Raw genomic sequence first — 25,144 nt, forward strand, 5'->3', positions numbered from 1 at the left:
GGACAGAGAGTTGAGCAAGACCAAAGAACGCGTCGATTTATCCCCGAACCAGCAGGGACGCGTGGCCGGTCCAGTGGCGCCGCCTAGGGTGTCGGCTCGCAGGCGACGACCAGGGGTCATCGCGCTGTCGCTGGCGCTGATCGCCGCGGGTGGTGCGGGCGTTGCCGTCCTGCTGCTGCAGGTCGGCAACCGTGCCGAGGTGGTGACCGTGGTCCGTGACGTCCAGGTCGGCCAGGTCCTCACCGAGGATGACCTGGGCAAGGCATCCGTCGCGCTGGACCCGGCCGTCAAGGCGGTGCGCGCCGACAACTTCAAGGCGGTGGTGGGCAAGCGGGCCGCGGTGGAGCTCAAGCCCGGCTCCCTGCTCGCGCCCTCGCAGGTGACGAAGGATTCGCTGGTGAAGGCTGGCGAGCAGTTGGTGCCGATCGGTCTGGAGCCCAAGCAGATCCCGGCTACCGCGCTGGTACCGGGACAGAAGGTCGAGTTGGTTCACGTCCCGTCCCAGAGCACCACGGAAACGGACCAGGGCAGGCCGTCCGACGCCGTGCCGCAGACCATCGACGGCCGGGTCGTGAAGGCGTCCGGCGCCGCCCCCGGTACCGGGATCGTGGTGGTCGATGTGGCCACGTCCGCCACCGACGGTCCCACGGCCGCCGCGTGGGAGGCGGCCGGAACCCTGCGCCTGGTCCTCGCTGCTCCGGACGGCAACTGATGGCTGTCATCGCGCTCACTGGCTGCAGCGGCGCGCCCGGCGTGACGACAAGCGCCCTTGCCTTGCTGCTGTCGTGGCCGCTGGAAGCAGGCCGGCGGATGATTCTCGCCGAGTGCGACCCGGACGGCGGAGCGGTGCTGCACGGCCTGTTGCAGGGCACGCTCGGCGACCGGTACGGGCTACGCAACCTCTCGGTCGCCGCCCGCAAGGGCGAGTTCAGCGACGCCTTCTGGCGGCAGCTGATCGACCTGAGCAGCGAGCAGGGCAAGCAGGAGTCACCGCGCGATCGGCTCCTGCTGCCCGGCATCACCGATCCTGCGCAGTCGGCGAGCCTCGGCCAGGTTTGGAAGGCCCTCGCGCAGATGTTCCGCGGAATTGAGGCCGAGCACGGGCACGACGTCCTCATCGACCTCGGCCGCCGCGGAGCCTACGGGCCCTCCGGGGTCCTGGCCGAGCAGGCCGACGCCACGTTCATGGTCGTCCGCAACACCCTGCGCTGCCTGCAAGCAGCAGAAGGCCGGGTGCGCGCGCTGGAGGAGCGCGTGGGTGACGTCGGCGTGCTGATGGTCAACGAGGGTCCGTATCCCGCGGGCGAGGTGCAGCGGGTGCTGCAGGTGCCGGTGATCGCCACGCTGCCGTACGTGCCGAAGGACGCGCGCGTGCTGTCCGACGGTGCCGAACAGCCGCGCCATTTCCCCAGGTCACCGCTGATGAAGGCCGCCCGCACCAGCAGCACGCTGCTGGTGCAGCGAGCCGCTCTGCGCCGGTCCCGGCTCGATCCGCGCGGTGCGCGTGCGGCGGGCGGGGAGGTGACCCGTGCGCGGTAGGCCTCTGCACACCGATCCCACGGTGGCGCCATCACCCCAGGCATGGACACCCCAGCAGAACGGCGCACCGGCTCCCGCTGGTGCTGCCTCGAGTACGCACGCGCTCGGCACGGCCGTACCTCACATCACCGTCGATTACCGGGTAGCACGCGAGGTTGCCTCCCAGGTCGCCAAGCAGCGCGAGGAACTGATCAAGACCAAGCCCGACATGGACCGGGCCGGCGAGGAACAGCGCTGTCTGAACTGGATCGCCGAGGCCGTTGCGCTATGGTCGGACGCCCAGGCGATGACGCCGCAGCAGGATGAGGCGCTGCGCCGTGCCGTGTACGACCTGCTCTTCCGGGCCGGCCGGCTGCAGCCGTACCTGGATGACGACCGGGTCGAGGACATCATCATCCAGGGTCCGCACGAGGTGTGGCTCGACTACGGCGACGGCGAGCGCCGCCGGGTCGGCCCTATCGCGGACTCCGAAGAGGAACTCCTGGAGCTGCTGAGGGAGTTGGCCCGGGGCTCCGGGCAGAACGAACGCACCATCTCCACCGCGAATCCCACCCTCGCCCTGGCGTTGCAGGACGGCTCCCGTCTGCAGGCCATCACCGGGCTCGGGCCGATGACGTATGCGGTCATCCGCCGACACCGGGTCTCCCATGCGAATCTCGACGACCTTGTCCGGCTGGGCACCATCGACCCGATCCTGCGCGAGTTCCTCGGCGCCTGCGTGCGCGCCGAGAAGAACATCATGATCGCGGGGAAGCAGAAGGCGGGGAAGACCACACTGCTGCGGGCGATGCTCAAGGAGTTCCACCCGGAGTGCCGGTTCGCGACCATCCAGACCGAGGACGAGCTGTTCGCCCACCAAAACGGCTATCACAAGCAGGTCGTCTCCCTCGTTGGGCGCGAGTCCAATGGGGAGAAGGACGTCACCGGCCGCGGCGCTGGCGAGGTCACGCTCTTGGATTTGATGCATCCTGCCTTGCGGATGTCGCTGGAGCGGATCGTGGTCGGTGAGGTTCGCGGCCCTGAAGTCGTGGCGATGATGCAGGCGTTGACGAACGGGTCGGGCGGCAACCTGTGCACCATCCACGCGCGTCGCCCGGGCATCATCTTCGACCGGATCGCCGAACTGTACGCACTCGCCCAGGACAACCTCTCCGAGCAGCTCGCCTACCGGCAGACCGCCAACGGCCTGGACTTCGTCGTCTACGTCGACATGACGGACGAGACGCAGATCGGCGGCCGCCGTCACCGCTACGTCTCCCACGTACTGGAGCTGACCGGGATCGGCGAGAACGGGCGGCCCGCCACCAACGAGGTCTTCAGTCCTGGCCGCGAGTTGGGGGAGCTGCGGGCGGTACCGCGGATGGATCCGGGCTGCATTGATGACCTGCGCCGCGTGGGCTTCGACTCCAGTCTGCTGCAGGAGTCGTACGGTGCCTGGCAGGCGCCGCTACCGCTGAAGGTGGGGGCGCACCGATGACGCTGCTGTTCGGGCTGCTGTGCGGCATGACCCTGGTCGGCGGGCTGACCGGTGTCGCAGCGGGGCTCGTTGGCACCACGGCGCCGCGCCGAGCCCCGCTACTCAAACGCTGGCAGGCCGCCCTCCGCGGTGGCAGGAACCAGAGCGAGGATGTCCGGCTGCGGCGGCGGACCCTCGCGGTCGCGGCCGCGGTGGTGTTCACGGGCGTGTGGCTGGTCTCGGGAAACTTCGTCGGGGGTGCGCTGATCGGCGCGGCCGTCATCGGCGTCCCGTGGCTGATCACGCCGGCGCAGATGGCGCAGGAGCGCATCGGGCAGCTCGAGGCGCTGAGCGAGTGGACGCAGCGGCTGGCCGGACTACTTCGCCTCGGCATGGGCCTGGAGCAAGCGATGATCACCAGCCGTCAGGGGGCGCCGGAGGAACTCGCCGGTCAGATCATCAACCTGTCCGACCGGCTGCGCCTGGGCTGGCGGCCGGACGGCGCGCTCCGCGCGTTCGCCGCCGAACTGGACGACGTCACCGCGGACAAGGTGGTTGCCGCGCTCATCCTGTCGGCGGGCGACCGCGGCCCGGGCCTGGCTCAGGCCCTGGAGGATCTCTCGGGCACCGTCCGCGACGAGGTCGCCAAGAAGCGCGCCATCGAGGCGGACCGCGCCAAGCCCCGCACCACCGTGCGGTGGATGACCCTCATCACCGTGGGCGTCGTGGTGGCCGGGTTCTTCGTGCCGTCCTACACGAAGCCGTACTCCACGCTGCTGGGCCAGCTCGTGCTGGCCTTCCTGACGGCCGGGTTCATCGGCGTACTCGCCCTGATGCGGCAGCTGGGCAACTTCCGCCGCATCCCCCGCTTCCTGGTCACCGACCCTACGAGCACGGTCCGACTGCCGGCTCCCACACGGGAGTTGGACCTGCCGGTCGCGCCCCGGGAGCCCGAAGGAGCCGCCTGGTGAACCTCATCCCTGTCGTGCTGACCGGAGGTACGGTCGGCGCCGGCGCCGCCCTGCTGATCCGGGAACTCCTCCAGCCGCAGCCCGCGTTGGGCCCGGCTCTGGCGCGCAGTGGCCAGGGCATGTTGACCATGCCAGAGCCGGAGCTGGACCGGGAGGAGATGTGGGGCCGGTGGCTGCTGGTCCGCCTCGAGCGGCTTCCGGGCGTGAAGGTCCCCACCACGAACCTGGCCCTCCTCGGGCAGGGGCCGGGCCAGTTCATGCTCAAGAAGACCGCGCTTGCCGCGCTGGGGCTGCTGTGCCCGGTGATCGCGACGATTCCGTGGATCATCGCGGGCGTGGGCCTGCCGTTCTACGTGCCGGCCGGCGTCGGGCTCCTCGTCGCCGGCCTGCTGTTCATCACCCCGGATCTCGCCGTGCGGGACCAAGCCCAGCGGGCGCGGGAGGAGTTCGCGCACGCCCTGTCCGCCTACCTCGACCTGGTCGCGCTCAAGCGGGCCGCCGACGCCGGCCCCGCCGAGGCGCTGGAAAAGGCCGCGGAGGTCGGCGAGGGCTGGCCGTTCCTGTACCTGCGAGGCGCGCTGCGCCGAGCCCGGCTGGAGAAGATCCCGCCGTATCAGGCGCTCACGGAACTCGCCCACGCATACGAGCTGCCGGTCCTTACCGACGTCGCGGACATCATGCGCGGCTCGGCCACCGACGGCGCCGCCGTCTACAAGGCGCTGCGGGCCCGCACCGCCGCCCTCAACGCCGAACTGCTCGCCGACCAGGCCGCCGAGGCAAACGCCGCCAGCGAGAAGATGACCGCGCCCGGAGCCCTGCTCGCGGTGCTGGTGATGCTCCTGATGGCCTTCCCCGCCGTGATCCGCATGCTGACCGTCTGACCCTCCCTCCTTCGACGCACCCGAGAGGTAAGCACCATGAAGCACACCGCAGCCCGCACCCGCCGTGCTGTGCTCCACGCCACCACGCACCCCCGCACCAGCCCGGACAGCACGTCCCGCGCGCTGGGGCGAGGCCGTCGCAAGACGCGTCCCTGGGGACGCGCGAACCACACGGTCCTGCGCCTGACCACCCGGTTACAGGACGGCCTCGAGGAGGCCGCCCGCCGTCCGGACCGCGGCGACATCTCCACCACGACCGTCATCATCTGGGTGGCCGCCGTCACCGGCGCCGTCCTGATCGCCGGCACCATCGCCGTCGTCATCGCCAAGTACAACGGCAAGCTCGCTGGCCTGTGATGTCCACCCCCGGGCGGCTGAAGAACTGGCGGCAAGGCCGAAGGTGGCGCGACGACCGCGGCGACACCTCCATCCAGATGGCGATCATCTTCCCGTTCGTGCTGCTCGCCACCCTCGCCGTCGTCCAGGCCTCCATGTGGTACTACGCCCGGCAGATCGCTTTGACCGCGGCCCGCGAGGGCGCCACCGCAGCCCGCGCCTACCCCTCGAGCCCGGACGACGGTGCGGCCCAGGCACGGAGCGTGCTGGGGCGCACCGCGGGTGACAGCCTCACCGGTTACAGCGTCACCGCCCACAGCAACGGCCAGCGGGTGCAGGTCCAGGTGGCCGGCACGGCCCTGTCGATGCTCCCGGGTGTGCCGGGCCTGCAGATCACGCAGTCGGCGTCCGGCACCGTAGAACGCTGGACCGTCCCCGGGGAGTGAAGCACGTGCGATTACAGGCCCGTTGGGCACGCCACCTGCACTGCGATCAAGGCAGCGTCGCGATCGAGGCGGCGATCGTCCTCCCGGCATTGATCATGTTTCTGTGTCTGGCGATCGCCGGCGGCCGCATCGTCACCTCCGGCTCGAAGATCGACTCCGCGGCAGAAGACGCCGCACGGGAGGCGTCCATCCACCGCACCACGGCCGCCGCCCAGAGCGCCGCCCGATCGGCGGCCGCCCAATCCCTCAACGACCAGGGCATCACCTGCGCCTCGACCTCCGTCACCCTCAACACCGGCGGCCTCAGCGTGCCCGTGGGGCAGGTCGGCACCGTCACCGCCACCGTGACCTGCACCGTCAACCTCTCCGACCTGCTGCTTCCTGGCGTGCCCGGGGCCAAGATGCTCACATCAACCGCCACCTCAGTAGTTGATCAGTACCGGCAGCGGGGGGACTGATGATCTTCCGTCGGATGAGCCTGCGCCGAACGCTTCGGGATGACCGGGGAGGCGTCACCGTGTTCGTCGCGGTTTGTGTCATCGCGCTCATCGGGATCATCGGCCTCGCCGTCGACGGCGGCAGCAAGATGCGGGCCACGGAACGCGCCGACTACATCGCCGGCGAAGCGGCCCGTGCAGGCGGGCAGGCCATCGACCCCGCCGACGCCATCAGCGGGAGGGCAGTCACCGTGAATCCGCAGGACGCACAGGCCGCAGCCCAGACGTACCTGCGCTCTGTTGGCGCTACCGGCACGGTCAGCGTGTCCGGCGACGGCAAGACCCTCACCGTCGTCGTCTCCAGCACATACGACACGAAGTTCCTGTCGGCGGTTGGCATCGGCTCTCTACCGGTGACCGGCCATGGCACAGCCACCCTCCTGCACGGTGTCACCGCTCCCGAAGGAAACTGATGAGCACCACCCCATCCCCCGCCGCAGCAGCCGGACGTACCCTGGGCCGGCTCCTCAAAGCCGTCCTGAGTCTGCTGGTCCTGGCCGCCACGGTCGCCGGGCTACCGCTGCTACTCGCTTGGGCCACCCCGGTCATCTGGGCTGCTACCCACGACGACCTCACGCACCTGCTGGACCGGCAGGACACGGGCGCCGCGTTCCTGCTGCTCCTCGTCGCGGTCGGCTGGATCGGCTGGGCCCAGTTCGCGTTCTGCGCGGTGGGCGAGCTGAGTGCGCAAGTGCGGGGCCGGACCTGGCACGCGCCCCGAGGGATGGGTACCTCCCAGCGCGCCGCGGCGCTGCTGATCGGCAGCATCCTGGTGCTGCTGCCCACCAGTTCGGCTCTGGCCTCCGACGCCCAGGCCGCCCCAGCTACCACGGCAACCCACGTCCCCGGCAAGAGCCAGGCCGCTGCCGCCGCCAAGAAGGAGCAGGCCGCCACGTCCGCCGCAAGCGCTACGGCGTCACGCACGACGTACACGGTGCGCGAGACCCGCCCTGCGGAGAGCCTGTGGGGCATCGCCGAGAAGGAGTTGGGCGACGGTGAGCGGTGGCGGGAGATCGCCGCTCTGAACGAGGGCCACACCACGGTCGACGGCACGGTCTTCCGTGCGAACAGCTTTCTGCAGCCCGGCTGGCAGCTTCAGATGCCCGACACTCCCACCGGAGTGGGAGGCCTCCGTGCTCAGTTGGATGACGCCGCGCCGGCTGCCGGCGAGCAGAGCGAGCACGTCGTCACCGTCCACTCGGGCGACTACCTGTCGAAGATCGCGGAGAAGGAGCTCGGCGACGGCGACGAATGGCCCGAGCTGTTCGCGGCCAGCCGGGGCCGGAAACAGCCGCACGGCCTGCCCGAGATCGCCGACCCGGACGTCATCTACGCGGGGCAGCAGGTCACCGTGCCCGGCGCCCCGCCCGACCAGCCGTCCCAGGACCCGGACCAGGGTGATAAGGCGGGCAACCACCAGGAGACCACTCCCCCGGCCGGCCAGAAGCCAGGCAGTGAGCACAAGCCGGGCGCCGGCACGGGGGGCGACCAAACGCCCGCACCGAGCCAAACCACAACGCCCGCACCCCAGTCGTCCGCCCCCAGCGCACCGGCCAGCCATCCTGCCGAGCAGCCCGGGCAGAAGGGTCAGTCTTCTCCGTCCGCAGCCACGTCCGAAGGACGCGAGCCCAGTGCCCGCGCATCGTCTACCCCCGCTTCCCCGCCGGCTTCGCCCCAGCCCTCGCACCCGGCTGACTCCTCCCCCGCGCCCGGGGCCCCGGCGCCCACTCCCACCGAAAGCCCCGTGAACCTGCGCACCGTTCTCGGCGCCGGCGCACTGCTCGCGGCCGCCATCACCGCAGCGCTCGCCCTGCGCCGAACCCTGCAGCGTCGGCGCCGCAAGCCTGGCGAGAAGATCGCCATCGCGCCGGAGACGTCCACGGCCGAGGCCCAGTTGGCGGCGGCCGCCGAGTCTGGCGGCGCCGCCCGCCTGGACGTGGCCCTGCGGACGCTGGCACACCAGACGGCCCAGCAGGAAGACGCGATCCTGCCGCTGCTGCGAGCTGCCCGGATCGGCACCCGCGCGGTGGAGGCGCTGCCCGAGGACCTCACCGCGGACCCTGCAGCGCCCTTCGTGGCCGGGCAGGGCGGATGGTGGGCCCTGCCCTCCGATGCCGTCCTCCTGGACGAGGACGCTGCCCGCGAGGTGCCGGCACCCTATCCGGGGCTGGTCACCATCGGCAGCACCACGACGGGCGATCTCCTGCTGCTCAACCTCGCCCAGCTGCCCGCGCTGCTACTGGACGGCAACCCCGTCCACATCACCGAGGTGTGCACCTCACTCGCCCTGGAACTCGCCATGAGCCCCTGGGCAAGCGACGTCGAGGTCGTCACCGTGGGATTCGGCGAGGACCTGCCGCAGCTGCTGCCCACCGCCCGGATCGCCCACATGCGCCAGCCAGTACACGCCCTGCGTGATGTGGGCGAACGGCTGCTGGAAGCCCACCAGATGCCCGAAACCGAGCATCAGCCCTATCTGCTGCTGTGCGCGGCGACGCTGGACACGGACACGGCCTGGCAGTTCGCCGACATCATCGACAAGGCAGGCACCCTCCCGGTCACGCTGATCGCCCCCGCGAATACGGCGGCCGCGCACTTCCCCCAGGCGGAGATCCTCAACGCCTCCCTCAGCGAGCCACAAATCCTCGGCTACACCGGCACCGACATCACGGTGCAGCGCCTTCAGCACGCCGCCTACGAGCAGATCACCACCGCGTTGAAGGTGTCCGGCCAGCGGTCACACCCGGCCGAGGGCCCCTGGCAGGACATCCCGGACGAGCCCCACCTCATGCGGCAGCCCGCGCAGACATCGCCGCAGCAGCCCACTGCACCCACAGCGACCGCCTCGGCCCCGTCACTGGCCGGCGCAACCGATGAGGGCACAGACGTTTTCCCGGCCCTGCTCGCCGCGAGTACCGATCCGGGCGCGCTCCATCTCCTCTCCCCCGCCACCTCCTCGCCCCTGCCCGACAGCGAAGCCGGCTCTTGGACCAAAGAAGCACAACCGTCCGCCGCGGCCTCCCCGGCCGCTGCCCCCTCTACCCGCAGGGCACAGGCCGCGCAGGAGAACAGCCCGGAGCCCGCCGTCGGCGAACCCTCGAAACCGACGGCGGACGCGCGCGAGGCGCAGGACCCGCACGCCCCACAGATCCGGGTCCTGGGGCCCATCGAGGTGACCGGCGTGGACCGCACCGGACACGGCCCGCGGATGGCGCAGCTCGCCGCCCTGCTGTACTTCCGGCCCGGCCGCAGCGCAGGCGTGCTGTGCGCCGACATGGACCCCGCCAGCCCGTGGTCGACGAGCACCCTCAACGCACGCATGCAGGGCCTGCGCAGCTGTCTGGGCGGCGACCCATCCGGCAACCTATATGTGCCGCGCCGCAAGACCGGCGCGGACCCCTACCGGCTCGCCGACGGCGTGCGCTGCGACTGGACCCACTTCCTCCACCTCGTCGAACGCGCGCTACCGCTGGGCCCGAGTGGCCTGGCCGACCTGGAAAAGGCGCTCACCCTGGTACGGGGAAAGCCGTTCGGCGGCCGGCCGCTGCCCTGGGCCGAGCCCTTCCAGCAGGAAATGATCACCAGGATCATCGACATCGCACACACCGTGGCCACCTACCGCACCCCCACCGGCCCCCAGCACGACCTCGGCGCCGCACGCCAGGCCGTCGCCACCGGCCTCCAAGTCGACGATACGGCGGAGCTGTTGTACCGGGACTGGATGCGCCTCGAAGCCGCCCGCGGCAACCGCACCGGCCTGCACACCGCCATCACCCGCATCCAACACGTCAACCGGGCTCTGGACTGCTCGCTCGAAACGGAGACCACCCAGCTCATCAACGACCTCCTGCACCCAACCCCACGCGGCGAGGTACACAGCCGATGACGCCATCTCCGGCCTCACTCACCCACCTACCGGCGGACCCCGCCCCACCGCGCCCCCACATGCACCAGGCCCCACGCCCTATCCACCAAGCTGTCCCAGAAGCCGCCCGCTCTCACCGAGACGGCACAGCCGGGCCCGGTCAATCCGCACCCCCCGACCAGGCCACCCCTGCGATCCGACTGCGTCGGATGCACCGGATCCTCATCGGCGTCATCGCGTGCGGCGCCATACTCATCGCCGGCATCGGCTTCGCCGGCTCCTACACGGCCGTGTGCGAGCTGGCCCTCAGAGAGGGCTTCGGCACCTTCTCCTACGTCTTCCCGATCGGCATCGACGCGGGCATCTGCGTCCTGCTGGCCCTCGATCTCCTGCTCACCTGGATCCGCATCCCGCTGACGCTGCTGCGGCAGACGGCCTGGCTGCTCACCAGCGCGACGATCGCCTTCAACGGTGCCACCGCCTGGCCCAACCCGCTGGGCGTGGGCATGCACGCGGTGATCCCGGTCCTCTTCGTGGTCGTGGTCGAGGCGGCCCGGCACGCGATCGGCCGCATCACCGACATCACCGCCACCACGCACATGGAGGGCATCCGACCCACCCGCTGGCTGCTCTCCCCCCTGCCGACCCTCCTGCTGTGGCGGCGCATGAAACTGTGGGAACTACGCTCCTACCAGCAGGCCATCCGCCTCGAACAGGAACGCCTGGTCTACCAGGCCCGGCTGCGCACCCGCTACGGCCGCACCTGGCGCCGCAAGGCCCCGGTTCAGTCCCTGATGCCGCTGCGCCTGGCCCGCTACGGCATCCCCCTCACCCAGACGGCCCCCTCGGGCCTGGCGGCGGCGGGCATACCGGCACACGCCATGTCCCCACGCGGACACGACGCATCCGAACCATCAGGCGAAGCCACCGCAGACCCGGCTGCACCACACGACAGCCACCCACAGCCGGACGCGGAACGAGCGCTGACAGCGCCTACTGCACGCCCAGCACAGGCACCAACGGAGCAACGCAGCCGCCACGTCAATACCGTCGTCCCCCACGCCGGCCCGGACCCACTCGCGGACAAGGACGTCGCAAGCCAACAACCGGCCGGCCTCACCACCGTCGACCGCTACTACCTCGCCTGGATAGACCTTCAGAGTGACCACAGCGATGAGGCCCTCGCTTCCACACGGATAGCCGAGCAGCTGTCCGCATACCTGGCCACGAACGGCATGCACGGCCGAGGCGGCAAACCCGTCAGCCCAGCCACCCTGCGCCGCTACCTCCTGCCCTTTCGCCTTTACCACCTGTGGGCCCGGCAACGGCACAACAGCGAAACGCCCTCCCCCGAGACCATCGCAAAGGAATGCGCAGCCCGCGGAGTCACCGCCCAATACAACAAACCCATCACCGCCGAGTACATCACCACACTCACCACCGACTTCGAACGACGCTGGCAAGCCCTCACACACCACCAGCAACCCGCCGAACGACGCCGCCCCATGCGCAGCGGCTCAACTGCTGATGAGGCGAGTGTCGAACCCCGCGCCTAGAACGCGCTCGTAGGAATCATGCACACTCCTCGAAACGTCATGCTGGGGCTGCACCTCCTTCGCCGGCCGCGGACTGAAGACGTACTTCGGGGTTTTATGTTGTCCGTTGTCCATCGCGAGCCGGCCGTCGGTGCCCTCGGGGTGAGGGTCCCGCGGTGTCCATCAGGAAGGGCGGCTCGGGTCCTGGCGCGGATTCAGATCGAGACGGGCGCGTGGTCCTCGGAGTAGTGGGCGCCGAAGCCGTCGTACGGCAGGACCTCGTCGGTCGTGGCGAGGTCGGTCCTGGTCAGAGAGACGTCGACGGCGCCGGCGTTCTCCTCGATGCGCTGGACGCTGCGGGCGCTGGGGATCGGCACGACGTGCTCACCCCGGGTGAGCAACCAGGCCAGGGCCAGCTGGGGGGGGGGACGGTGACGCCCTTGGCCGCGGCTAGGTCGCCGAGCTTGCCCACGGCCTCGACGTTCTTCTCGAAGTTGTCGGGCTGCCAGCGGGGGCCGACGTTGCGCATGTCGGTGACGTCGTATTCGTCGGCGGGCTTGGCAGGATGGGAGAACAGCGGGACAGCCCAATCGGCCCTCTCATCTGCATGGTGCCGGTCCTCCGGTACGCGTTCTCACGGGAATTGCTGTTTGTCGTCGGGCCGTAGCGCCTTCAGGCCCGCGCGAGCGTCGACCGAGGCCGCACCCGACGGAGCTGACCAGCACCGGGCGACCCGATCGCCGCCAAGACGGATGCCGCCGCCTGGAAGCGAACAGGGCCACGCGTATGTCGCCCGGACCCGGCTCCGCCCGTTCGCCCGCCCCTGGCCCCGCCCGTCGCGACCGGCTGCCGGATTGGCCCGGTGTGCTAAACAGGGAGTAACCAAAGGGGCATTTTGCAGCAGCTCACGCTCGGAATCATGTCGCAGACCCGCAAGGAAAACGAGCATCGTCTGCCCGTTCACCCCGCTCATTTCGACCGCATTGACGCCGGTCTCCGCCGGCGCATCTACCTCCAGGACAACTACGGAGAGCATTTCGGCGTCCCGGACAGCCAGCTCGCCCCGCTCGTCGCGGGCTTCCGCACGCGCGAGGAACTCATCGCCGACTGCGATGTCATCCTGCTGGCCAAGCCACACCACGAAGACCTGGCGCAACTGCGCGAGGGTCAGGTCCTGTGGGGCTGGCCGCACTGCGTCCAGGACGAGCGGCTCACCCAGACCGCCATCGACCGGCGGCTGACGTTGATCGCCTTCGAAGCGATGAACCACTGGAGTCGCAGCGGCGCCTTCAACTTGCACGTCTTCCACAAGAACAACGAGCTGGCCGGGTACTCCTCGGTCCTGCACGCCATGCAACTGACCGGCGTGACAGGCGACTACGGGCGGCGGCAGCGGGCCGTCGTCATCGGCTTCGGCGCGACCGCCCGCGGCGCAGTGACCGCGCTCAGCGCCCTGGGCGTGCACGACGTCGACGTGCTCACCGCGCGTGGCGTCACCGCCGTCAGCTCCCCCATCCACTCCGCGCGGATCGTCCACTTCGACCACGACAAAGCCGACGACACCCTCGACCCGCGACGCAGCATCGCCCTCACCGAGGACGGCCCGCTGCCACTGGCCGAGTTCCTCGCCGGGCACCACATCATCGTCAACTGCGTGCTGCAGGACACCGACGCGCCGCTGATGTTCCTGATAGACGAGGACCTGCCCAAGCTGGCCCCCGGCACCCTGGTCATCGACGTCTCCTGCGACGAGGGCATGGGCTTCGACTGGGCCCGACCCACCACCTTCACCGACCCGATGTTCACCGTCGGCGACCACGTCAAGTACTACGGAGTGGACCACAGCCCCTCCTACCTGTGGAACTCCGCGACCTGGGAAAACAGCGAGGCCCTCCTGCCGTATCTGGACGTCGTGCTCCAGGGCCCCGACGCCTGGGACACCGACGACACGATCCGGCACGCCATCGAGATCCGCCGCGGCGTCGTCCAAAACCCCAAGGTGCTCGCCTTCCAGCACCGCACCGCAACGTACCCGCACGCCCACGAGGAGACCCGCGCGGCGGCACGGCCTTAGCGGCGGGGCATCCGGCGTGCAGTCGTCCTCAGGCCGCTGCCCCGAGCCGCCGCGCGGCCAGCGCCTTGCGGAGTAGTTCGAATCCAGCTCGTTCGTAGAACTCCGACACACTGACCGATCTTGTCCCGCTCGTCCGACGGAAACATCGGTGCCGGATCTGGGACGCGCGTCCTGTGGTGCCTCGGGGCTGGTCCGCCGGCTGTTGGGACGGGGTCTGGTCGTTCATCATCCAGCGCCGCTTCCTGTGCGTCGTGCCGGATTCGCGCCGCGGCATGGCCGTCAGTCGTGCAGCCGGTCAGCGTCCGGTGTGTCGGCCCGCGTCAACGCCATGCCGCTTGCGAACAGACGTGGTTGTGACACAGGCGGGAGTACGGTGGAGAGGACGAGGACTTTCCGTATGCCGGAACTCGGCCCGGCCGTCGCCTCGTGTTCGGGTCCACCGGCCCACCCCCCTTCCGCAGCACGCCACCCGTCCTCACAGGGCAGCCCGTGAGCCCGGCCGCGCCATCCGCATCCAGGGCGAGGAGCCACGTATGCCGCTGAGTCCGACCACGTCCACGACGGTCACACCGTTGGACACCGTCCCGCTGCCCAGGGCCACGAAAGGGACGTCCCCCGTCCAGGCGCTGCGCCTCGCCCCCGCCCTGCTCTCGTTCGGCGAGAGCCGGCACAACCGCCACCACGCCGACCCCACCAGCGGCGTCGACCGCGGCCGGCTCGACCCCTCGGCCGCCGTCATCCGCCTCCTCGAACGCCTCGGCTGGGTGTACGACGTCCGTCGGCCGAGTCCGGCCCGCGTCGCCGCCCGCCGCGCCTGACATCAACCATTCGTCCATGTACGGCAGTTGGCAGGAGTTCTCATGACCACCGCACTGCAACCCCCGCTTCCCTCCCATCCCCTCCTGCGCCTGCGCCTGGCACCGAGCGGCGGCATGCCACGCCCCATCGATGGAGCGTGGTGGCCCCGTTCGTACGACCTGCTCGCCGAACTCCCCCGGCTGCTCGCCGGGTTGCCGCGCGCGTGGGGCCATATCACCAGCGTCACGGTCAACGGGGCGACCTGGTCCGCGGTGCCCGGCCGGATGCTCGTCTCCAACCAGGTCGTACAGCTGCACCGGACCCTCACGGCAACCGCTGCGCACACCATCGTCCTTCTCGCGCCCGGCCAGGGACGCTGGGACCTGACGGTCGTGCCACCGGATACGACCGAGGAGGCCGCGGAACCGCTCATGGCGGCCGGGGCGGACGGTCAGGCGCGAGAAGCTGTGAAGAAACCTCGCTGTTGATCTCGTGGGTCCGGGCGGGGTCAAGCGTGTGCGGCGAGCGCTCCGGTGCGGACTGCGCTGCCCCGCGCGGACAGAGAGGCCGATGCTGTACGGACCAGTTTATCGACGGGCGGGGTGCACCAGCCCGATAACTGGGACAGTAAAAGGAATCGACCACCGCCCCGGGTCGGCGAAGACGACGGTCGCCTGCGCGAGGACTCGCGCCCTTCCCCCCACGCGAGTCGTCGCGGGATGGTCCTCACGGCCGTTGGGGCGAGCGGGATTCAGCGCCAACGCAACCCGGCCATGAGGACTGGGGCCGCAAGCGGCTCCCCCGCGCGAGGCAGTTCCGGCTCCGCCGGGGCCCTGCCCCAAACCCCAGGATTCGAACGTCCTCTTGCTGACCGTCGTGCAGTTTTCCGCAGGCGTGCGTCTCCACGCCCGCCGAGAGCGGCAGGTCTGGGGCGCCGAGACCGTGGCGCCCCGGCAACGAGTCGCGGTTCGGAACAGAGCCGCGAGCCGGCGTGCTCGTGCGACTGACGATGGTCGCGCGAGCGCGTGCTGCCGGGTTGGCTTGAATCCTCCCCCAGCTGAAGCAGGGGGATTCCTGGCTCACGCCGCCTGCGGGTCAGCGACCCGACAGGTCTTCCACGATCAACACCAGCCGGGTTGAAACCAGCCCGGGTTCGTACCGCAAAGCTTGGAGGTGCATGTGCCGTCTTGGCTCTCGATCAGCACGGCGTACGCGCTTGGTTCTCGCAACGCACGGCAGTCAGCTTACCCGACCGTGTGGGCGGTCTTTCGCCCTGAGGGCGAAACCCCGTTCCCTGCCCTGCTCCGCAGGAGTCCGATTCATCCCCGGCCCGAAGGCCGGGGCATCCTCGGAGGTCTCAGGTGACCGTGTCGCTCACCAGGGTGCGCTTGTTGCCGGTCGTTACACGGTGCGCGCGTGCGTGCGACGGAGACTCGCGGCAGACCGGGCCGAGCCTTCCGGTGAACCGGGCCGGTGAAGGCGGCCTCGGACATCATGGCCATGAACAGAGGCCGCCGTAGCCGATGGCAGGCGGCTGATTGCCCCCAGGACCGTTTGCAGGTGCCGGTTGAACCCGGACTGTGGGCCTCACGGTTGGCTGAACTGTGAATCGCCTCCTCCAATCGTGGGACTGGGTGGCACCCGGTCCCACGAGCACGTCACGGACGCGAATCCCGACGGATCCCCTGAGCCGGTCCGGATCAGGACCGGCTGGCGCGTCGGCTCCGGGGACTAGATTGTCGGTCTTCCAGCCCACCACCTTCTTCGCGAGCTCGCCGGTCCACTGCCGCACCCCGGCGCCTTCGGCAGCACGGTCATCCCGGCGCCAGCACCGGACTGGCATGACGGCCGCCTCGGCTGACCGGCGTCAAGTCTTCGGCGCTGCCCGGTCGGTACCGGTGTCGATGAGGATCTGTTCAGCTCGCGTGATGTTGTCGGCGCGGACGGCTTCGGCCATCGCGGTGCGTGCCGCCTCGGGCGTCGCGTGCGGCGGGATGACGAGGAGGGAGAAGAGGTCCTGATCGCTCCGGGTGATGAGGACGGTGTCGTCGCCGACCGGGAAGGAGTCGATATGGACGACGCGGTCGTCGACGAGCAGTCGCGTCGGCAGCGCGTCCCAGGCTCCGGCGTCCAGGCCGACGCGCGTGAGCGGCCCGAGGTATTCGGTCAGTGCGGAGATCAGGGCGGGAAGCTCGGCTGCGATATCACGGGAGCACGGCCACCACGCCCCGTCGAGGACGCCCCGCCGGTCATGCGTGGTCTGTAGCCGTACGACAGCCGTCCCCGGCTTCACCGCCTGGTGGACGGCGTCCGGCAGGAGCCTGGTCACACGCGGGGAGCCAGGGTCGGGCATGACAGTCGCCTGTCTGCGAGAGATATGGAGTGACTTACTCGTTTCACGGTACTCCGCGGCCCGCAGCAGTCGGAAAGCTCGCCGGTCACACGGGCTGGAGTAGGGTGAAAGATCCAGTTCACGGATCCGTGCCCAAGGGGGAACGGTCGTTATGCAGTCCAAGGAAACTCCCCCGGACGGACACGCCGAGGTACGTATCGTCGCCGCCTCCCCCGAGGTCGCCCGTCGGGTCGCGGAAATTCTCCGTCACTGCTTCGCCACCACAGAACAGCGCAGCTATCCCGCGGACGCCGAGGGAGGGACCCGTCTCCAGCTCACCGTGGACACCACCAGCGCGGCAGAACCGGCGCGCTCCTGGCTGGAGACCAGCCGCACCTCGAGCAAGGACGGCCGCAGGACGTGAGGGGATCTCCGGGAGCGGGCGTGTTCGGGGAGTAGCGTGAAGTCATCGGGAGCACTTCGCGCACCGGCCCCGATACCGGTGTCGTTCCTGGTGAGCAACGGCACCGGGCAACTGCACACGCGCAGGGGTCCGGAGACGGGTTCGCACGATGTCCGCGATCACCGACCATCTCTCGCCGCGCGCCGTGCCCTTCAGGGCCCCGACCGCACGACTCGCCCTCAAACCCGTGAGCCCCTCCCCGGGACAGGTCGAGCTGGACGGCGCCTGGTGGCCCCGCTCCCGTGACCTGAGCCAGGAACTGCCCGCGCTGGCCGACGTACTGGACCCGCTGTGGGGACGGATCACCCGTATCGCCGTCAACCCCCGCTACTGGCCGATCATCCCGCAACGAATTTTCGTCAACGGCCATGTGGTGAAGGTCGGTTGGTTCACCACGGATCTGGACCCGCACAAGATCCTGCTGCTGTCCGGAACGTCGGGCCCCTGGGACCTGCTGGTGATACCTCCGCAGGCCAGCGCACCGTCGGCCGCCCGGCTGATGGCCGCCGCGAGCGCGGGCACCGCCCCGCACTCGACCGCGACCGCTCTCATGACGGCGGAACAGGTCGACGCCCCCTGCACATCGGCCGACGCCGACACCGGACGGCCCGACCGGCCGGCGGCGGCGGCGGCGGCGGCGATGCGGCCATACGCGCCACCGCCCCGGCCGTAACAAGGCGGCCCGGAGCGCGTGGCCACCGCGTCGACACGGACCATCGCCGGACGCGGAAGGCCGCACGGTGCCGCGCCATGCAACTCCGGAACACAGGAACCACCAGGCGCAGACGATGAAGGGCAGGAACACGCAAGAGCTCGGCCGGGTCACCCGCAACAGGCGACTGCAACGCCGAGACAGGAACGACCGCGTCTTCGGAAGCCTGAAACAGGCCGCCGAGAAGACCAAGGACGCCTTCAGGCAAAACGGAAGTGGCCCCCGATGATGTACGACCAGACACGCGCCCGGCAGTCCGCCGGCCAGACTCCCGGCCCGGCCGCACGCCGCAGCCCGAGCCCGGAGCCACTGGTCCCCTCGGACGAACAGGACAAGATCGTCCAGCGCCTCCGGCACGCCTTCAACACCTTCGCCGACACCCCGCTCAAGGCGCTGGAAGAGGCCGAGAGCGCCTATGACGAAGCCACCGCCCAGCTCGTGAACGCCCTCGCGGAACGACGGCGTCTCCTGCGCGCCGGCTGGCAGGACCAGAACCCCGACGCACAGTCCGACGAACTTCGGCACGCCTTGAGGCAGTACCGGGAGATCACCCAGAGACTGCTCCGCATCTAGGCGGCCACTACTCCGCGTCGCCGCCGGGCGCGGAGTAGTGTCGACAGTACCGAGGGCATTTCGCATACCGGCTTCCACGCCGGGTCGTTCTCGGCGAGAGATGAAACCCGGGCCGCCGCAGAGGCGGCCCGGAGACGGATCCGCATCATGTCGGCGACCTTGCACCCAACCCCGCCTCACCCCAAGCCCCTCGCAGCCCCGACGGCGCGTCTCGCCCTGAAGACCGACGGCACCTCCCGTGGACTCCTGGATGGTGCCTGGTGGCCCCGCTCCCGGGATCTGCAGAGCGAACTGCCCGCGCTGACCGACATGTTGGACCCCTTGTGGGGCCGCATCACCCGCATCGCCGTCAACCCGACGTACTGGCCAGTCATCCCGCGCCAGGTTCCCGTGCACGGCCACAACGTCAAGGTCGGCTGGTTCACCCCGGAAATCGACCCGCACAAGCTGCTGCTCCTCTCCTACAGCACCGGCCGCTGGGACCTGCTGATCATCCCGCCCGAGACCGGCGCGGAGTCGGCGGCCCGGCTGATGGCTGCCGCCTCCGACTACGACGGCCCGCCCCTGACCGCGAGCGCGCTCATCGCCGCGGACGCCCGGCACGGCGTCGCCCCGACCGACGAGCCACTGGACCCGGACGAGGCATGGGAATACGAGGGCGGCGCCGCCGCGGTGTCCGCGGCCGTCCCGCACCAACCCGGTCGAGCCGGTCGGCCCAGCCGCCTGATCGTCGGTATGTGAGGCGGCCGCCATGAACGCCTTCCTGACCGTCGCCGCCTTCCTCGTCCTCATCGCAGCGGCGGCATACCTGATCCACCGGCTCAACAGCGAGCACGCCGACAGAATCGCCATGCACCACTACAGCGCCGCCCTGCCCAGCCGCCGCGGACACGGCACGCCACTACCCCCGGGGGAACCCGGCCGGTCCCCGTCGCCGACCTCCGGCGAGCGACGGGACCACCGCGACGGGGGCCGTGGCCGCTTCCCGCCGCGCCGCCGACGCAGCCCTACCACTCACCACAAGTGACCAGCCGGTATCCGTCACCAGGCCTCGAACCTGCGAGTGGCGGCGGAGCCCATGAACCGAGGCATCATGACTCTTCCGACGTGCCTTCGGCGCGCAACGACGAGCGTCTCGTCAACTCCCGCAGTTTGCTCGTCCGGGGTTGCTGAGGCTGTGGCTCGGTGGTCGCCGCCGGGTGCCCGCGCCGTGGGCCGGCACCCACCGCGTGGCCTGTGCAGATGACGGGGGTGCGGTGTCACCTGAGTTCGACGGAGTATGTGCTGCCGCCAAATTCCCATCCGTCGGTGCCTTCACCGATGTCCGCCACGATGATGTCGTCGACGAAGTGGTCCTCGAACGCGTCGTCGCTGAGTTCGCCGGACCGCCAGAGTTCCTCGATTGCCTCCCAGTTTCCCCTGCTTGCGTCGATGCGCAGCGGCGCCGCCCGGCGGGTGCCGCGTTCGCGTTCGTCGTCGCCGGTCTTGACGATGCCGCTGATCTCGAACTGGCCGTTCCTGACGTGGTCGGGGACGGGGTCGGCGGGGACGATCGCGGTGTTCTCGTAAGCGGTGTGGATGAGGTCGATGTAGCTGCGGCGGATGCTGTACTCGGGGTCGGACAGCCAGTTGATGAGGGTTTTCGTGGTGACGTTGAGTCCGGCGTCGGCGAGGGCCTGGTGGCCGCGGTGGGTACCGGTGAGCTGGCTGAGCTGGGCGTGCCAGTGCTGGGCGGTGTAGGTGGACAGCCGGTGGCGGGGGGTGACCTGGCTGTGGAGGAGGTCGTTGAGGGCGGCGCCGAGGGAGCGGCCGTGGCCGGTGGGGCCGGCCATCAGTCCTCACCCTCGGGGATGATGTGGCCGGCCTCGATGAACTTGGCCTTGACTTCGCCGAAGCCGGTGCCGATCCGGTACGTGGCCGGGGGCGTGTGGGGGGGTGTCCAGAAGATGGCGGCGTCGACGTTGCGCAGCGCGAGGAGGGTGTGGCCTTCCTGGACGGCCTTGAAGGCCATGGTCCAGTGCCGGACGGAGGCCTCGGCGACCATGCTCATGCGCCAGTCGGGCCGCCAGAACGGGGAGTTCTGATCGGGGCGCTTGGGCCACAGTAGGCGCAGCGCGATGGACAGGCGGGTCTTGTACGTTTTGTAGGGGGCGCCGCCGGCCTGGACGAGTTCGGCGCGGGCCTTGCGGGCGGCCTCGTAAAAGGGCTTGAAGAGGGATTCGTTGTACTTGCCGGTCCACGAGTCGTGGATGGTCACCGGTGCGTCGAGGTGGCCGTCCCGGTGCAGCTTCTCCAGCTGCTTGATGTGCGGGGTGGTCACCCAGACGCGGCCGTGCTCGTCGGGCCGGTCGATGAGGCGGCCCAGCGGGTGCGGCATGTCGGTGCGCGGCCAGGCGGGGATGTCGATGAGGTAGATGCCGGCCTTCGTCTTGTCGTAGGCGTCCAGCGGGCCGGTGTGCAGGAGCTTGTTCGGGGCGAGGGGGACGCCTGAACAGGCGGACGGGTAGCTGCCGTTGCGGTCGATGAGGCACAGCGTGCCCTCGCCGAAGGAGTCGGGCACGTCCAGCGTGTCGCGGCGCACGCGCCGCCCGTTCGCGCGGATGTGGGCAACGCGGGTGCTGGTGACGTCGGGGTGGATCCAGCGGGGCTCGCCGTCCATGTCCTCGCTGATCAACGGCCAGGGGTCGCTGTCGCGTTCGTCGAGCCGGATGACCGGGATCGGGTGCATCTTGGACTTCTTGACCGCGTCTTTGAGGATCCTCAGGGCGGGGAAGACCGCTCCTTCCGGCTCCTCTTCCTCATCTCCCGGGGCCAGCTCGACGTCCGGCCTCTCCTCGTCCTCCGCACCCTCGCCCTCGCCCTGGTCCTGTCCGCTGTCCGCCGGGGCGTGGTCGGCAGGAGCACCGGCTACGGCCGGAGCGTCGGTTGTGCCGGGGGCGGCCCCTGGCGGGCCGTAAAGGCGCAGGGCGGCGGTGAGGCGGTGCCCCTCATGCGTGTTTGGCCACTGCGCGACTACCGCGGCGGCCCGCAGCAGCGAGGGCAGGATCTCCGTCAGGGCCTCCTGGTCGCCGCCGGCGACCGCGGCGCGCCATGCCGCGAGCTCGTGGGTGAGGGCGGCGGGAATGCCCTGGTGCCCGCCGGACGTGTAGGGAAGGGCGGCTTCGGCCAGTTCCAGCGCCGCCGTGCCGCCGCAGACCTGCCAGGAGGCGCCGCCCGCGGGACTGGGGGCGGCATCGAGGGGGGCAACGTCGGCATCCAGGAAGCGGGCGTGGAGCAGGTCGGGCCGCAGGTACACCGAGCCGATCACCCCGACGTCGCGTTCCATCACTGCCACGTGGACCTTGCCCGGGGCATCGGTGGCAGTGAGCGTCACCACGACGTCAGCGTCCAGGAGGGCCAGGAGCGCGGGGTCGTCGCTGTCCACGATGGCGAGCACCGGAACCTGCAGACTGCGGGCGAGGGTGGCCAGCACCTGCGAGGCGTGCGGGAGACCCTGGCCGGACAGGGGCAGGCGAGGGCTGGCCGCGGCCTGAAGACGGTCGACGACCACGAGCGCAAGGCCGCTGACCTCAGGGGCGGTCGCCGCGATGTCCTCGGCGGTCAGGTTGCTGCCGTCATCGATGAACAACTCGTTGCCCGCCTGGACCAGTTGGCGTGCGACCTGCTGCTCGTGCTCGGTGAGTCGGCCCTGCTTCAGACGCGGGTAGTCGCCCCCGGTCTCGGCGGAGATGATCCGGCGGAAGATGTCGTCGCGGTTAGGACCCGAGGCCGCATACAAGACGGTGCGGCACTCGGCCAGCGCGGTGTGCCGCGCCGCGGCAAGGCCCAGCAGGCTTCCGCCGACGTTGGGGGCGGCTGCCACCAGCGTCAGCCGACCCGGCTGCAGTCCGCCCGTCGCGGCGTCCAGACCGGACAGTCCGAACGTGGCGCCGCCGACCAGGCTGCCGCTCAGTACGGAGGTCTCGCCCAGTGTGGCGAGCCTGCGCGGCGCACTGCTGCGGTCCTGGGGGCCTTGACTGTTCACCGCACCTCCTGCGGATGCCGCGCCGGGACGCGCGGCCACGTCGGACGAAAGGGCACGTGAGGTGGGGGTGGCAGGGAGCAGGACCGCGACCGGTGTGATGTTACGCAGGAGGACCTGCGGTTCACCCCGCGCCGCCCGCGTGATGAGGTCACCGAAGTCCCTCTGCGCCGCGCTCAGCACGTGAGCCGGGAAAGCATCCGCCTTCCGGGCTGCCGGCAGCCGGTCCAGCGGCGCCAGCAGAACACGCACCCTGTGCTTGGTGATCACCGTGGTGCGCCCCTCCTCCTCGGCGAGCTTCACCAGGGAGTACAAGGTGGTCCGGGCCGTGGTCGCACTGACCACGTTCTCCTCCTGCGGCGACTGACTCACTCACCCTCCAAGACCCTGACTCCCTGCCATGATAGGGAAAGTCACACATGAGATGCTGATATTCACTATCTTTGCAGAGTAATTCACTCATTATTGGTGGATTGCGCATGGATTGCCGCTTCGAGTCCGCGAGGGCGACCAGCGGACGGGATGGAGCGGAGACCGGCGCCGGGTGGGTCCCGGCCCCGGTCTCCGCTCCATCCCGTCCGCAAACGATCACACTCCCCCGCACCGGCGGACTCAGCTTCACTGCCGTCGATCCCTGCTCTTCCGGCACGAGCGCCTCGGCCGCGCCCGCCGATCAGGCCCACGGCTGGGAGCTGGCCAACGAGCCGGGCCACCTGCCCGCAGCCCTGCTGCACGCACCGAGCCAAAACACGGACGGAGCCGCACACCGTGCCAGGGGTGATGGCAGCGTCGCGCACCTCGATGATCGGCCGCCTCCACTCACGTACGGTCAGCCGGAACAACTCGATGGCCTCGTCCCAGTTCGCCGTGCCCTCGATGGACGCCTGTTCGCCGTTGCCTCCGAGGCCCCTGCCCTGGGTGAACTGCAACTGCACGAAGCAGCGCACGCTGATGCCATGGCGGCACACGTTCGTGGACGCGCCTGGCGTCCTGGGACGGACCCTGTAGCACGTCACGGATGTTGAGGGATTCGGCGACGTGTTGGAGGAAGTCGCTCGCACACGCGGGTAGGGCCGGCGAGCAGGTCGAGGGCGTCGATGTTGTAATGCGCTGCCACGAGGTCGCAGTCGTTCAGGGCCCATGCGGCGGTGCCGGACCTGGCAAGGGATCTTCTGCGTGCCGTGCAATCAAGGAGAGACACGCCCGAGGACAGGCGGGTTCCGTTTCGCCCGTACTTCGATGAGCTGATCACGCTGACCGGCGCCGCACCGGAGACCGACGCCGACGGCATGCGCATCACATACTTCGCCACCAACACCACCGGCCGGCCCATCGCCGGGCTCGAACTCCGCCACCGCCTGCGGGCACGGGCCGAGGACCGCATCCGGGGTGCCCGCGCGACCGGCCTGCGGAACCTGCCGCTGCACGACACCGCGCAAAAACCGGGTCTGGCTGGAGATCGTTCAGCCAGACTGCCAGGCAGCTGGTCTGACGCTGGCGCCCATCGGGACACCGCAGCGGCACCCGATACCTGTTCACTCATGCCCTAGCCCTCCCTTCTGCCGAAGTCATGAGATGAGACCGATGACAGCCTCACCACACCTTGCAGAAGCGCTAGCGGCCCCTTGCCGGACCATAGATAGCGGAACCGGGGTGCGCGGGCCTTACGCATACGGCCACGGACGGCGTCCAAGCTGCACGGCACCAGTTCTTGACATCGACCTCATCGGCACGACCACTTCCTCCGGCTCATCCTGAAGCGAATCGAGGCGCTCATCGGTGTCGCGGAAGATCTCAGCTGGCATCTTGAGAAGTAACGGCGCCAGACGGTGAGGCCATTTGTCCTGCGGTTGAGCTGGCGTTTTGCAGGGCGAGGATGGCCTGGACGAGCCCGTGATGCGTGGTGGTCGAGCATCGGAGCTCGCGGAGGAGTCGCCAGTTCATGAGGGTGGCCATGGCCTGTTCGATGAGGCCACGGATCTTGGCCTGGGATCGGCTCACGGTCTGCTGACCGGAGGAAGTCCTCTCATCGACCGAGGGAGGGACCCGACCCGTGCCGCGCGCGGACTCCCTGGTGGCCCTTGTCCGCCGGCAAGGGATGTGAGTCTGGTCGAAGGCGTTGATGATTCCGTGCTCGCCGTTCCCGGTCAGTCCAGCGGTAGCCCAGCCCCACCAGCCCACACCGTTCTCCCACCCTTCCCTGCAACGACATCCGTGCAGGCGGCGTCCAGGGAATGCACAATAAATACTGACTTGGACAAATTGTGGCTGCGCATTCAGATACTGATCGGTTGATTCACTGTTTGCGCAGGCTGACGAGCCTCCAGCAACGTAAGGAGACACGACCCGTATCGCGGCCGGTACTTCAAGCCCCAGCGCCTCCACGCAGACAAAGCCTACGCCCACCCGGACCTGCGTAAATGGTTACGCGGCAAGCGCATCGCCCGCAAGGGCATCGAGTCCAGCGAACGATTACAGTGACGGCACTGGGTCATCGAGCGGACAATGCACAGGCTGTCCGGCCACCGTCGACTCAGCATCCGCTACGAGCGCCATCCCCGCAACGCCCCGGCCCTTCTCGGCCTCGCCGCCACGCTATGCTGCTACAGGAGACTCGCCCACCTCACCACATAGGACACGTCTTA

23 protein-coding genes and 3 pseudogenes are annotated in these 25,144 nt (G+C 69.7%); 22 read left to right on the plus strand and 4 right to left on the minus strand.

Annotation, left to right across the window (positions count from 1 at the left end):
• Positions 1 to 10 precede the first annotated feature (10 nt).
• The 11 genes from ACGFYN_RS42415 (at position 11) to ACGFYN_RS42465 (ending at position 11,547) form a co-directional block, all read left to right on the plus strand.
• Positions 11 to 712 (plus strand): SAF domain-containing protein, encoded by a 702-nt coding sequence (locus ACGFYN_RS42415; protein WP_393871366.1) that lies wholly within the window; start codon positions 11 to 13, stop codon positions 710 to 712.
• Complete coding sequence (locus ACGFYN_RS42420) at positions 712 to 1,539, plus strand: hypothetical protein (protein WP_393871367.1); 828 nt, start codon at positions 712 to 714, stop codon at positions 1,537 to 1,539. Before ACGFYN_RS42415 ends, ACGFYN_RS42420 begins: the two co-directional genes overlap by 1 nt.
• Positions 1,529 to 3,016 (plus strand): CpaF family protein, encoded by a 1,488-nt coding sequence (locus ACGFYN_RS42425; RefSeq protein ID WP_393871368.1) that lies wholly within the window; start codon positions 1,529 to 1,531, stop codon positions 3,014 to 3,016. Before ACGFYN_RS42420 ends, ACGFYN_RS42425 begins: the two co-directional genes overlap by 11 nt.
• Entirely contained in the window at positions 3,013 to 3,966 is a 954-nt protein-coding gene (locus tag ACGFYN_RS42430; protein WP_393871369.1) for a type II secretion system F family protein, read from the plus strand. Before ACGFYN_RS42425 ends, ACGFYN_RS42430 begins: the two co-directional genes overlap by 4 nt.
• Complete coding sequence (locus tag ACGFYN_RS42435; protein WP_393871370.1) at positions 3,963 to 4,847, plus strand: type II secretion system F family protein; 885 nt, start codon at positions 3,963 to 3,965, stop codon at positions 4,845 to 4,847. Before ACGFYN_RS42430 ends, ACGFYN_RS42435 begins: the two co-directional genes overlap by 4 nt.
• A 177-nt stretch (positions 4,848 to 5,024) precedes the next feature.
• Entirely contained in the window at positions 5,025 to 5,204 is a 180-nt protein-coding gene (locus ACGFYN_RS42440) for a hypothetical protein (protein ID WP_393871397.1), read from the plus strand.
• Positions 5,204 to 5,629: a TadE/TadG family type IV pilus assembly protein gene (locus ACGFYN_RS42445; RefSeq protein WP_393871371.1), complete on the plus strand. Its 426-nt coding sequence runs from the start codon at positions 5,204 to 5,206 to the stop codon at positions 5,627 to 5,629. The genes ACGFYN_RS42440 and ACGFYN_RS42445 overlap by 1 nt, the downstream gene beginning before the upstream one ends.
• A 5-nt stretch (positions 5,630 to 5,634) precedes the next feature.
• Positions 5,635 to 6,087 carry a TadE/TadG family type IV pilus assembly protein gene (locus ACGFYN_RS42450; protein ID WP_393871372.1) on the plus strand — a complete coding sequence of 151 codons (453 nt, stop codon included), beginning with the start codon at positions 5,635 to 5,637 and terminating at the stop codon, positions 6,085 to 6,087.
• 14 nt (positions 6,088 to 6,101) lie between these two features.
• A complete protein-coding gene (locus ACGFYN_RS42455) occupies positions 6,102 to 6,539 on the plus strand; it encodes a TadE/TadG family type IV pilus assembly protein (protein ID WP_393871373.1) in 438 nt (145 codons plus the stop codon).
• Positions 6,539 to 10,012, plus strand: a complete 3,474-nt coding sequence (locus tag ACGFYN_RS42460) for a hypothetical protein (protein WP_393871374.1) — start codon at positions 6,539 to 6,541, stop codon at positions 10,010 to 10,012. Before ACGFYN_RS42455 ends, ACGFYN_RS42460 begins: the two co-directional genes overlap by 1 nt.
• 188 nt (positions 10,013 to 10,200) lie before the next feature.
• Positions 10,201 to 11,547 carry a DUF2637 domain-containing protein gene (locus ACGFYN_RS42465; RefSeq protein ID WP_393871375.1) on the plus strand — a complete coding sequence of 449 codons (1,347 nt, stop codon included), beginning with the start codon at positions 10,201 to 10,203 and terminating at the stop codon, positions 11,545 to 11,547.
• A 194-nt stretch (positions 11,548 to 11,741) separates the two neighbouring features.
• Here the strand turns inward: ACGFYN_RS42465 and ACGFYN_RS42470 are convergent, their stop codons facing one another.
• Positions 11,742 to 11,903 (minus strand): hypothetical protein, encoded by a 162-nt coding sequence (locus ACGFYN_RS42470; protein ID WP_393871376.1) that lies wholly within the window; start codon positions 11,901 to 11,903, stop codon positions 11,742 to 11,744.
• A gap of 518 nt (positions 11,904 to 12,421) precedes the next feature.
• Between ACGFYN_RS42470 and ACGFYN_RS42475 the strand changes: the two genes are divergently transcribed.
• From ACGFYN_RS42475 to ACGFYN_RS42485, 3 genes and pseudogenes are all read left to right on the plus strand, one after another.
• Entirely contained in the window at positions 12,422 to 13,600 is a 1,179-nt protein-coding gene (locus tag ACGFYN_RS42475; protein ID WP_393871377.1) for a N(5)-(carboxyethyl)ornithine synthase, read from the plus strand.
• A gap of 641 nt (positions 13,601 to 14,241) precedes the next feature.
• Positions 14,242 to 14,418 (plus strand): annotated as a pseudogene (locus tag ACGFYN_RS42480) (acyl-CoA desaturase); the annotation flags it as partial.
• A gap of 42 nt (positions 14,419 to 14,460) precedes the next feature.
• Positions 14,461 to 14,886, plus strand: a complete 426-nt coding sequence (locus ACGFYN_RS42485; RefSeq protein WP_393871378.1) for a DUF5994 family protein — start codon at positions 14,461 to 14,463, stop codon at positions 14,884 to 14,886.
• A 1,379-nt stretch (positions 14,887 to 16,265) separates the two neighbouring features.
• Here ACGFYN_RS42485 and ACGFYN_RS42490 read toward each other — a convergent pair.
• On the minus strand, positions 16,266 to 16,751 hold the full coding sequence (locus tag ACGFYN_RS42490) for a DUF5994 family protein (RefSeq protein WP_393871379.1): 486 nt from the start codon (positions 16,749 to 16,751) through the stop codon (positions 16,266 to 16,268).
• A gap of 151 nt (positions 16,752 to 16,902) precedes the next feature.
• On the opposite strand from ACGFYN_RS42490, the gene ACGFYN_RS42495 reads away from it, so the two are divergent.
• The 5 genes from ACGFYN_RS42495 to ACGFYN_RS42515 all read left to right on the plus strand — a co-directional run bounded on the left by ACGFYN_RS42495 (position 16,903) and on the right by ACGFYN_RS42515 (position 19,505).
• A complete protein-coding gene (locus tag ACGFYN_RS42495; RefSeq protein WP_393871380.1) occupies positions 16,903 to 17,154 on the plus strand; it encodes a hypothetical protein in 252 nt (83 codons plus the stop codon).
• 148 nt (positions 17,155 to 17,302) lie between these two features.
• Positions 17,303 to 17,866: a DUF5994 family protein gene (locus ACGFYN_RS42500; RefSeq protein WP_393871381.1), complete on the plus strand. Its 564-nt coding sequence runs from the start codon at positions 17,303 to 17,305 to the stop codon at positions 17,864 to 17,866.
• Between the two features lie 264 nt (positions 17,867 to 18,130).
• Positions 18,131 to 18,478, plus strand: a complete 348-nt coding sequence (locus ACGFYN_RS42505; RefSeq protein WP_393871382.1) for a hypothetical protein — start codon at positions 18,131 to 18,133, stop codon at positions 18,476 to 18,478.
• A gap of 147 nt (positions 18,479 to 18,625) precedes the next feature.
• Entirely contained in the window at positions 18,626 to 19,219 is a 594-nt protein-coding gene (locus ACGFYN_RS42510) for a DUF5994 family protein (RefSeq protein ID WP_393871383.1), read from the plus strand.
• A gap of 10 nt (positions 19,220 to 19,229) precedes the next feature.
• Entirely contained in the window at positions 19,230 to 19,505 is a 276-nt protein-coding gene (locus tag ACGFYN_RS42515; RefSeq protein WP_393871384.1) for a hypothetical protein, read from the plus strand.
• A gap of 232 nt (positions 19,506 to 19,737) precedes the next feature.
• On the opposite strand, the gene ACGFYN_RS42520 is transcribed toward ACGFYN_RS42515, so the two are convergent.
• Positions 19,738 to 20,310, minus strand: a complete 573-nt coding sequence (locus tag ACGFYN_RS42520; RefSeq protein ID WP_393871385.1) for a hypothetical protein — start codon at positions 20,308 to 20,310, stop codon at positions 19,738 to 19,740.
• Positions 20,310 to 22,871 (minus strand): DnaB-like helicase C-terminal domain-containing protein, encoded by a 2,562-nt coding sequence (locus ACGFYN_RS42525; RefSeq protein WP_393871386.1) that lies wholly within the window; start codon positions 22,869 to 22,871, stop codon positions 20,310 to 20,312. The genes ACGFYN_RS42520 and ACGFYN_RS42525 overlap by 1 nt, the downstream gene beginning before the upstream one ends.
• A gap of 405 nt (positions 22,872 to 23,276) precedes the next feature.
• Here ACGFYN_RS42525 and ACGFYN_RS42530 point away from each other — a divergent pair, with 405 nt between their 5' ends.
• The 3 genes and pseudogenes from ACGFYN_RS42530 to ACGFYN_RS42540 form a co-directional block, all read left to right on the plus strand.
• The gene (locus ACGFYN_RS42530; protein ID WP_393871387.1) at positions 23,277 to 23,507 is read left to right on the plus strand and encodes a hypothetical protein; all 231 of its coding nucleotides are present in this window, start codon (positions 23,277 to 23,279) and stop codon (positions 23,505 to 23,507) included.
• 266 nt (positions 23,508 to 23,773) lie between these two features.
• Positions 23,774 to 23,966: pseudogene (locus ACGFYN_RS42535) on the plus strand (IS1380 family transposase); the annotation flags it as partial.
• An 870-nt stretch (positions 23,967 to 24,836) separates the two neighbouring features.
• Positions 24,837 to 25,133 (plus strand): annotated as a pseudogene (locus ACGFYN_RS42540) (transposase); the annotation flags it as partial.
• Positions 25,134 to 25,144: the final 11 nt, after the last annotated feature.

It is taken from the genome of Streptomyces sp. NPDC048419, assembly GCF_043200415.1.
Classification (GTDB): Bacteria; Actinomycetota; Actinomycetes; order Streptomycetales; family Streptomycetaceae; genus Streptomyces.

What these genes read in the sequence shown, in the direction of transcription:
- ACGFYN_RS42495 (WP_393871380.1), top strand. Translation starts at nt 16,903, where the DNA reads ATGCAGTCCAAGGAAACTCCCCCGGACGGACACGCCGAGGTACGTATC.
- ACGFYN_RS42430 (WP_393871369.1), top strand. Translation starts at nt 3,013, where the DNA reads ATGACGCTGCTGTTCGGGCTGCTGTGCGGCATGACCCTGGTCGGCGGG.
- ACGFYN_RS42500 (WP_393871381.1), top strand. Translation starts at nt 17,303, where the DNA reads ATGTCCGCGATCACCGACCATCTCTCGCCGCGCGCCGTGCCCTTCAGG.
- ACGFYN_RS42485 (WP_393871378.1), top strand. Translation starts at nt 14,461, where the DNA reads ATGACCACCGCACTGCAACCCCCGCTTCCCTCCCATCCCCTCCTGCGC.
- ACGFYN_RS42445 (WP_393871371.1), top strand. Translation starts at nt 5,204, where the DNA reads ATGTCCACCCCCGGGCGGCTGAAGAACTGGCGGCAAGGCCGAAGGTGG.
- ACGFYN_RS42420 (WP_393871367.1), top strand. Translation starts at nt 712, where the DNA reads ATGGCTGTCATCGCGCTCACTGGCTGCAGCGGCGCGCCCGGCGTGACG.
- ACGFYN_RS42515 (WP_393871384.1), top strand. Translation starts at nt 19,230, where the DNA reads ATGAACGCCTTCCTGACCGTCGCCGCCTTCCTCGTCCTCATCGCAGCG.
- ACGFYN_RS42505 (WP_393871382.1), top strand. Translation starts at nt 18,131, where the DNA reads ATGATGTACGACCAGACACGCGCCCGGCAGTCCGCCGGCCAGACTCCC.
- ACGFYN_RS42465 (WP_393871375.1), top strand. Translation starts at nt 10,201, where the DNA reads ATGCACCGGATCCTCATCGGCGTCATCGCGTGCGGCGCCATACTCATC.
- ACGFYN_RS42510 (WP_393871383.1), top strand. Translation starts at nt 18,626, where the DNA reads ATGTCGGCGACCTTGCACCCAACCCCGCCTCACCCCAAGCCCCTCGCA.
- ACGFYN_RS42455 (WP_393871373.1), top strand. Translation starts at nt 6,102, where the DNA reads ATGAGCCTGCGCCGAACGCTTCGGGATGACCGGGGAGGCGTCACCGTG.
- ACGFYN_RS42460 (WP_393871374.1), top strand. Translation starts at nt 6,539, where the DNA reads ATGAGCACCACCCCATCCCCCGCCGCAGCAGCCGGACGTACCCTGGGC.
- ACGFYN_RS42520 (WP_393871385.1), bottom strand. Translation starts at nt 20,310, where the DNA reads ATGGCCGGCCCCACCGGCCACGGCCGCTCCCTCGGCGCCGCCCTCAAC.
- ACGFYN_RS42490 (WP_393871379.1), bottom strand. Translation starts at nt 16,751, where the DNA reads ATGCCCGACCCTGGCTCCCCGCGTGTGACCAGGCTCCTGCCGGACGCC.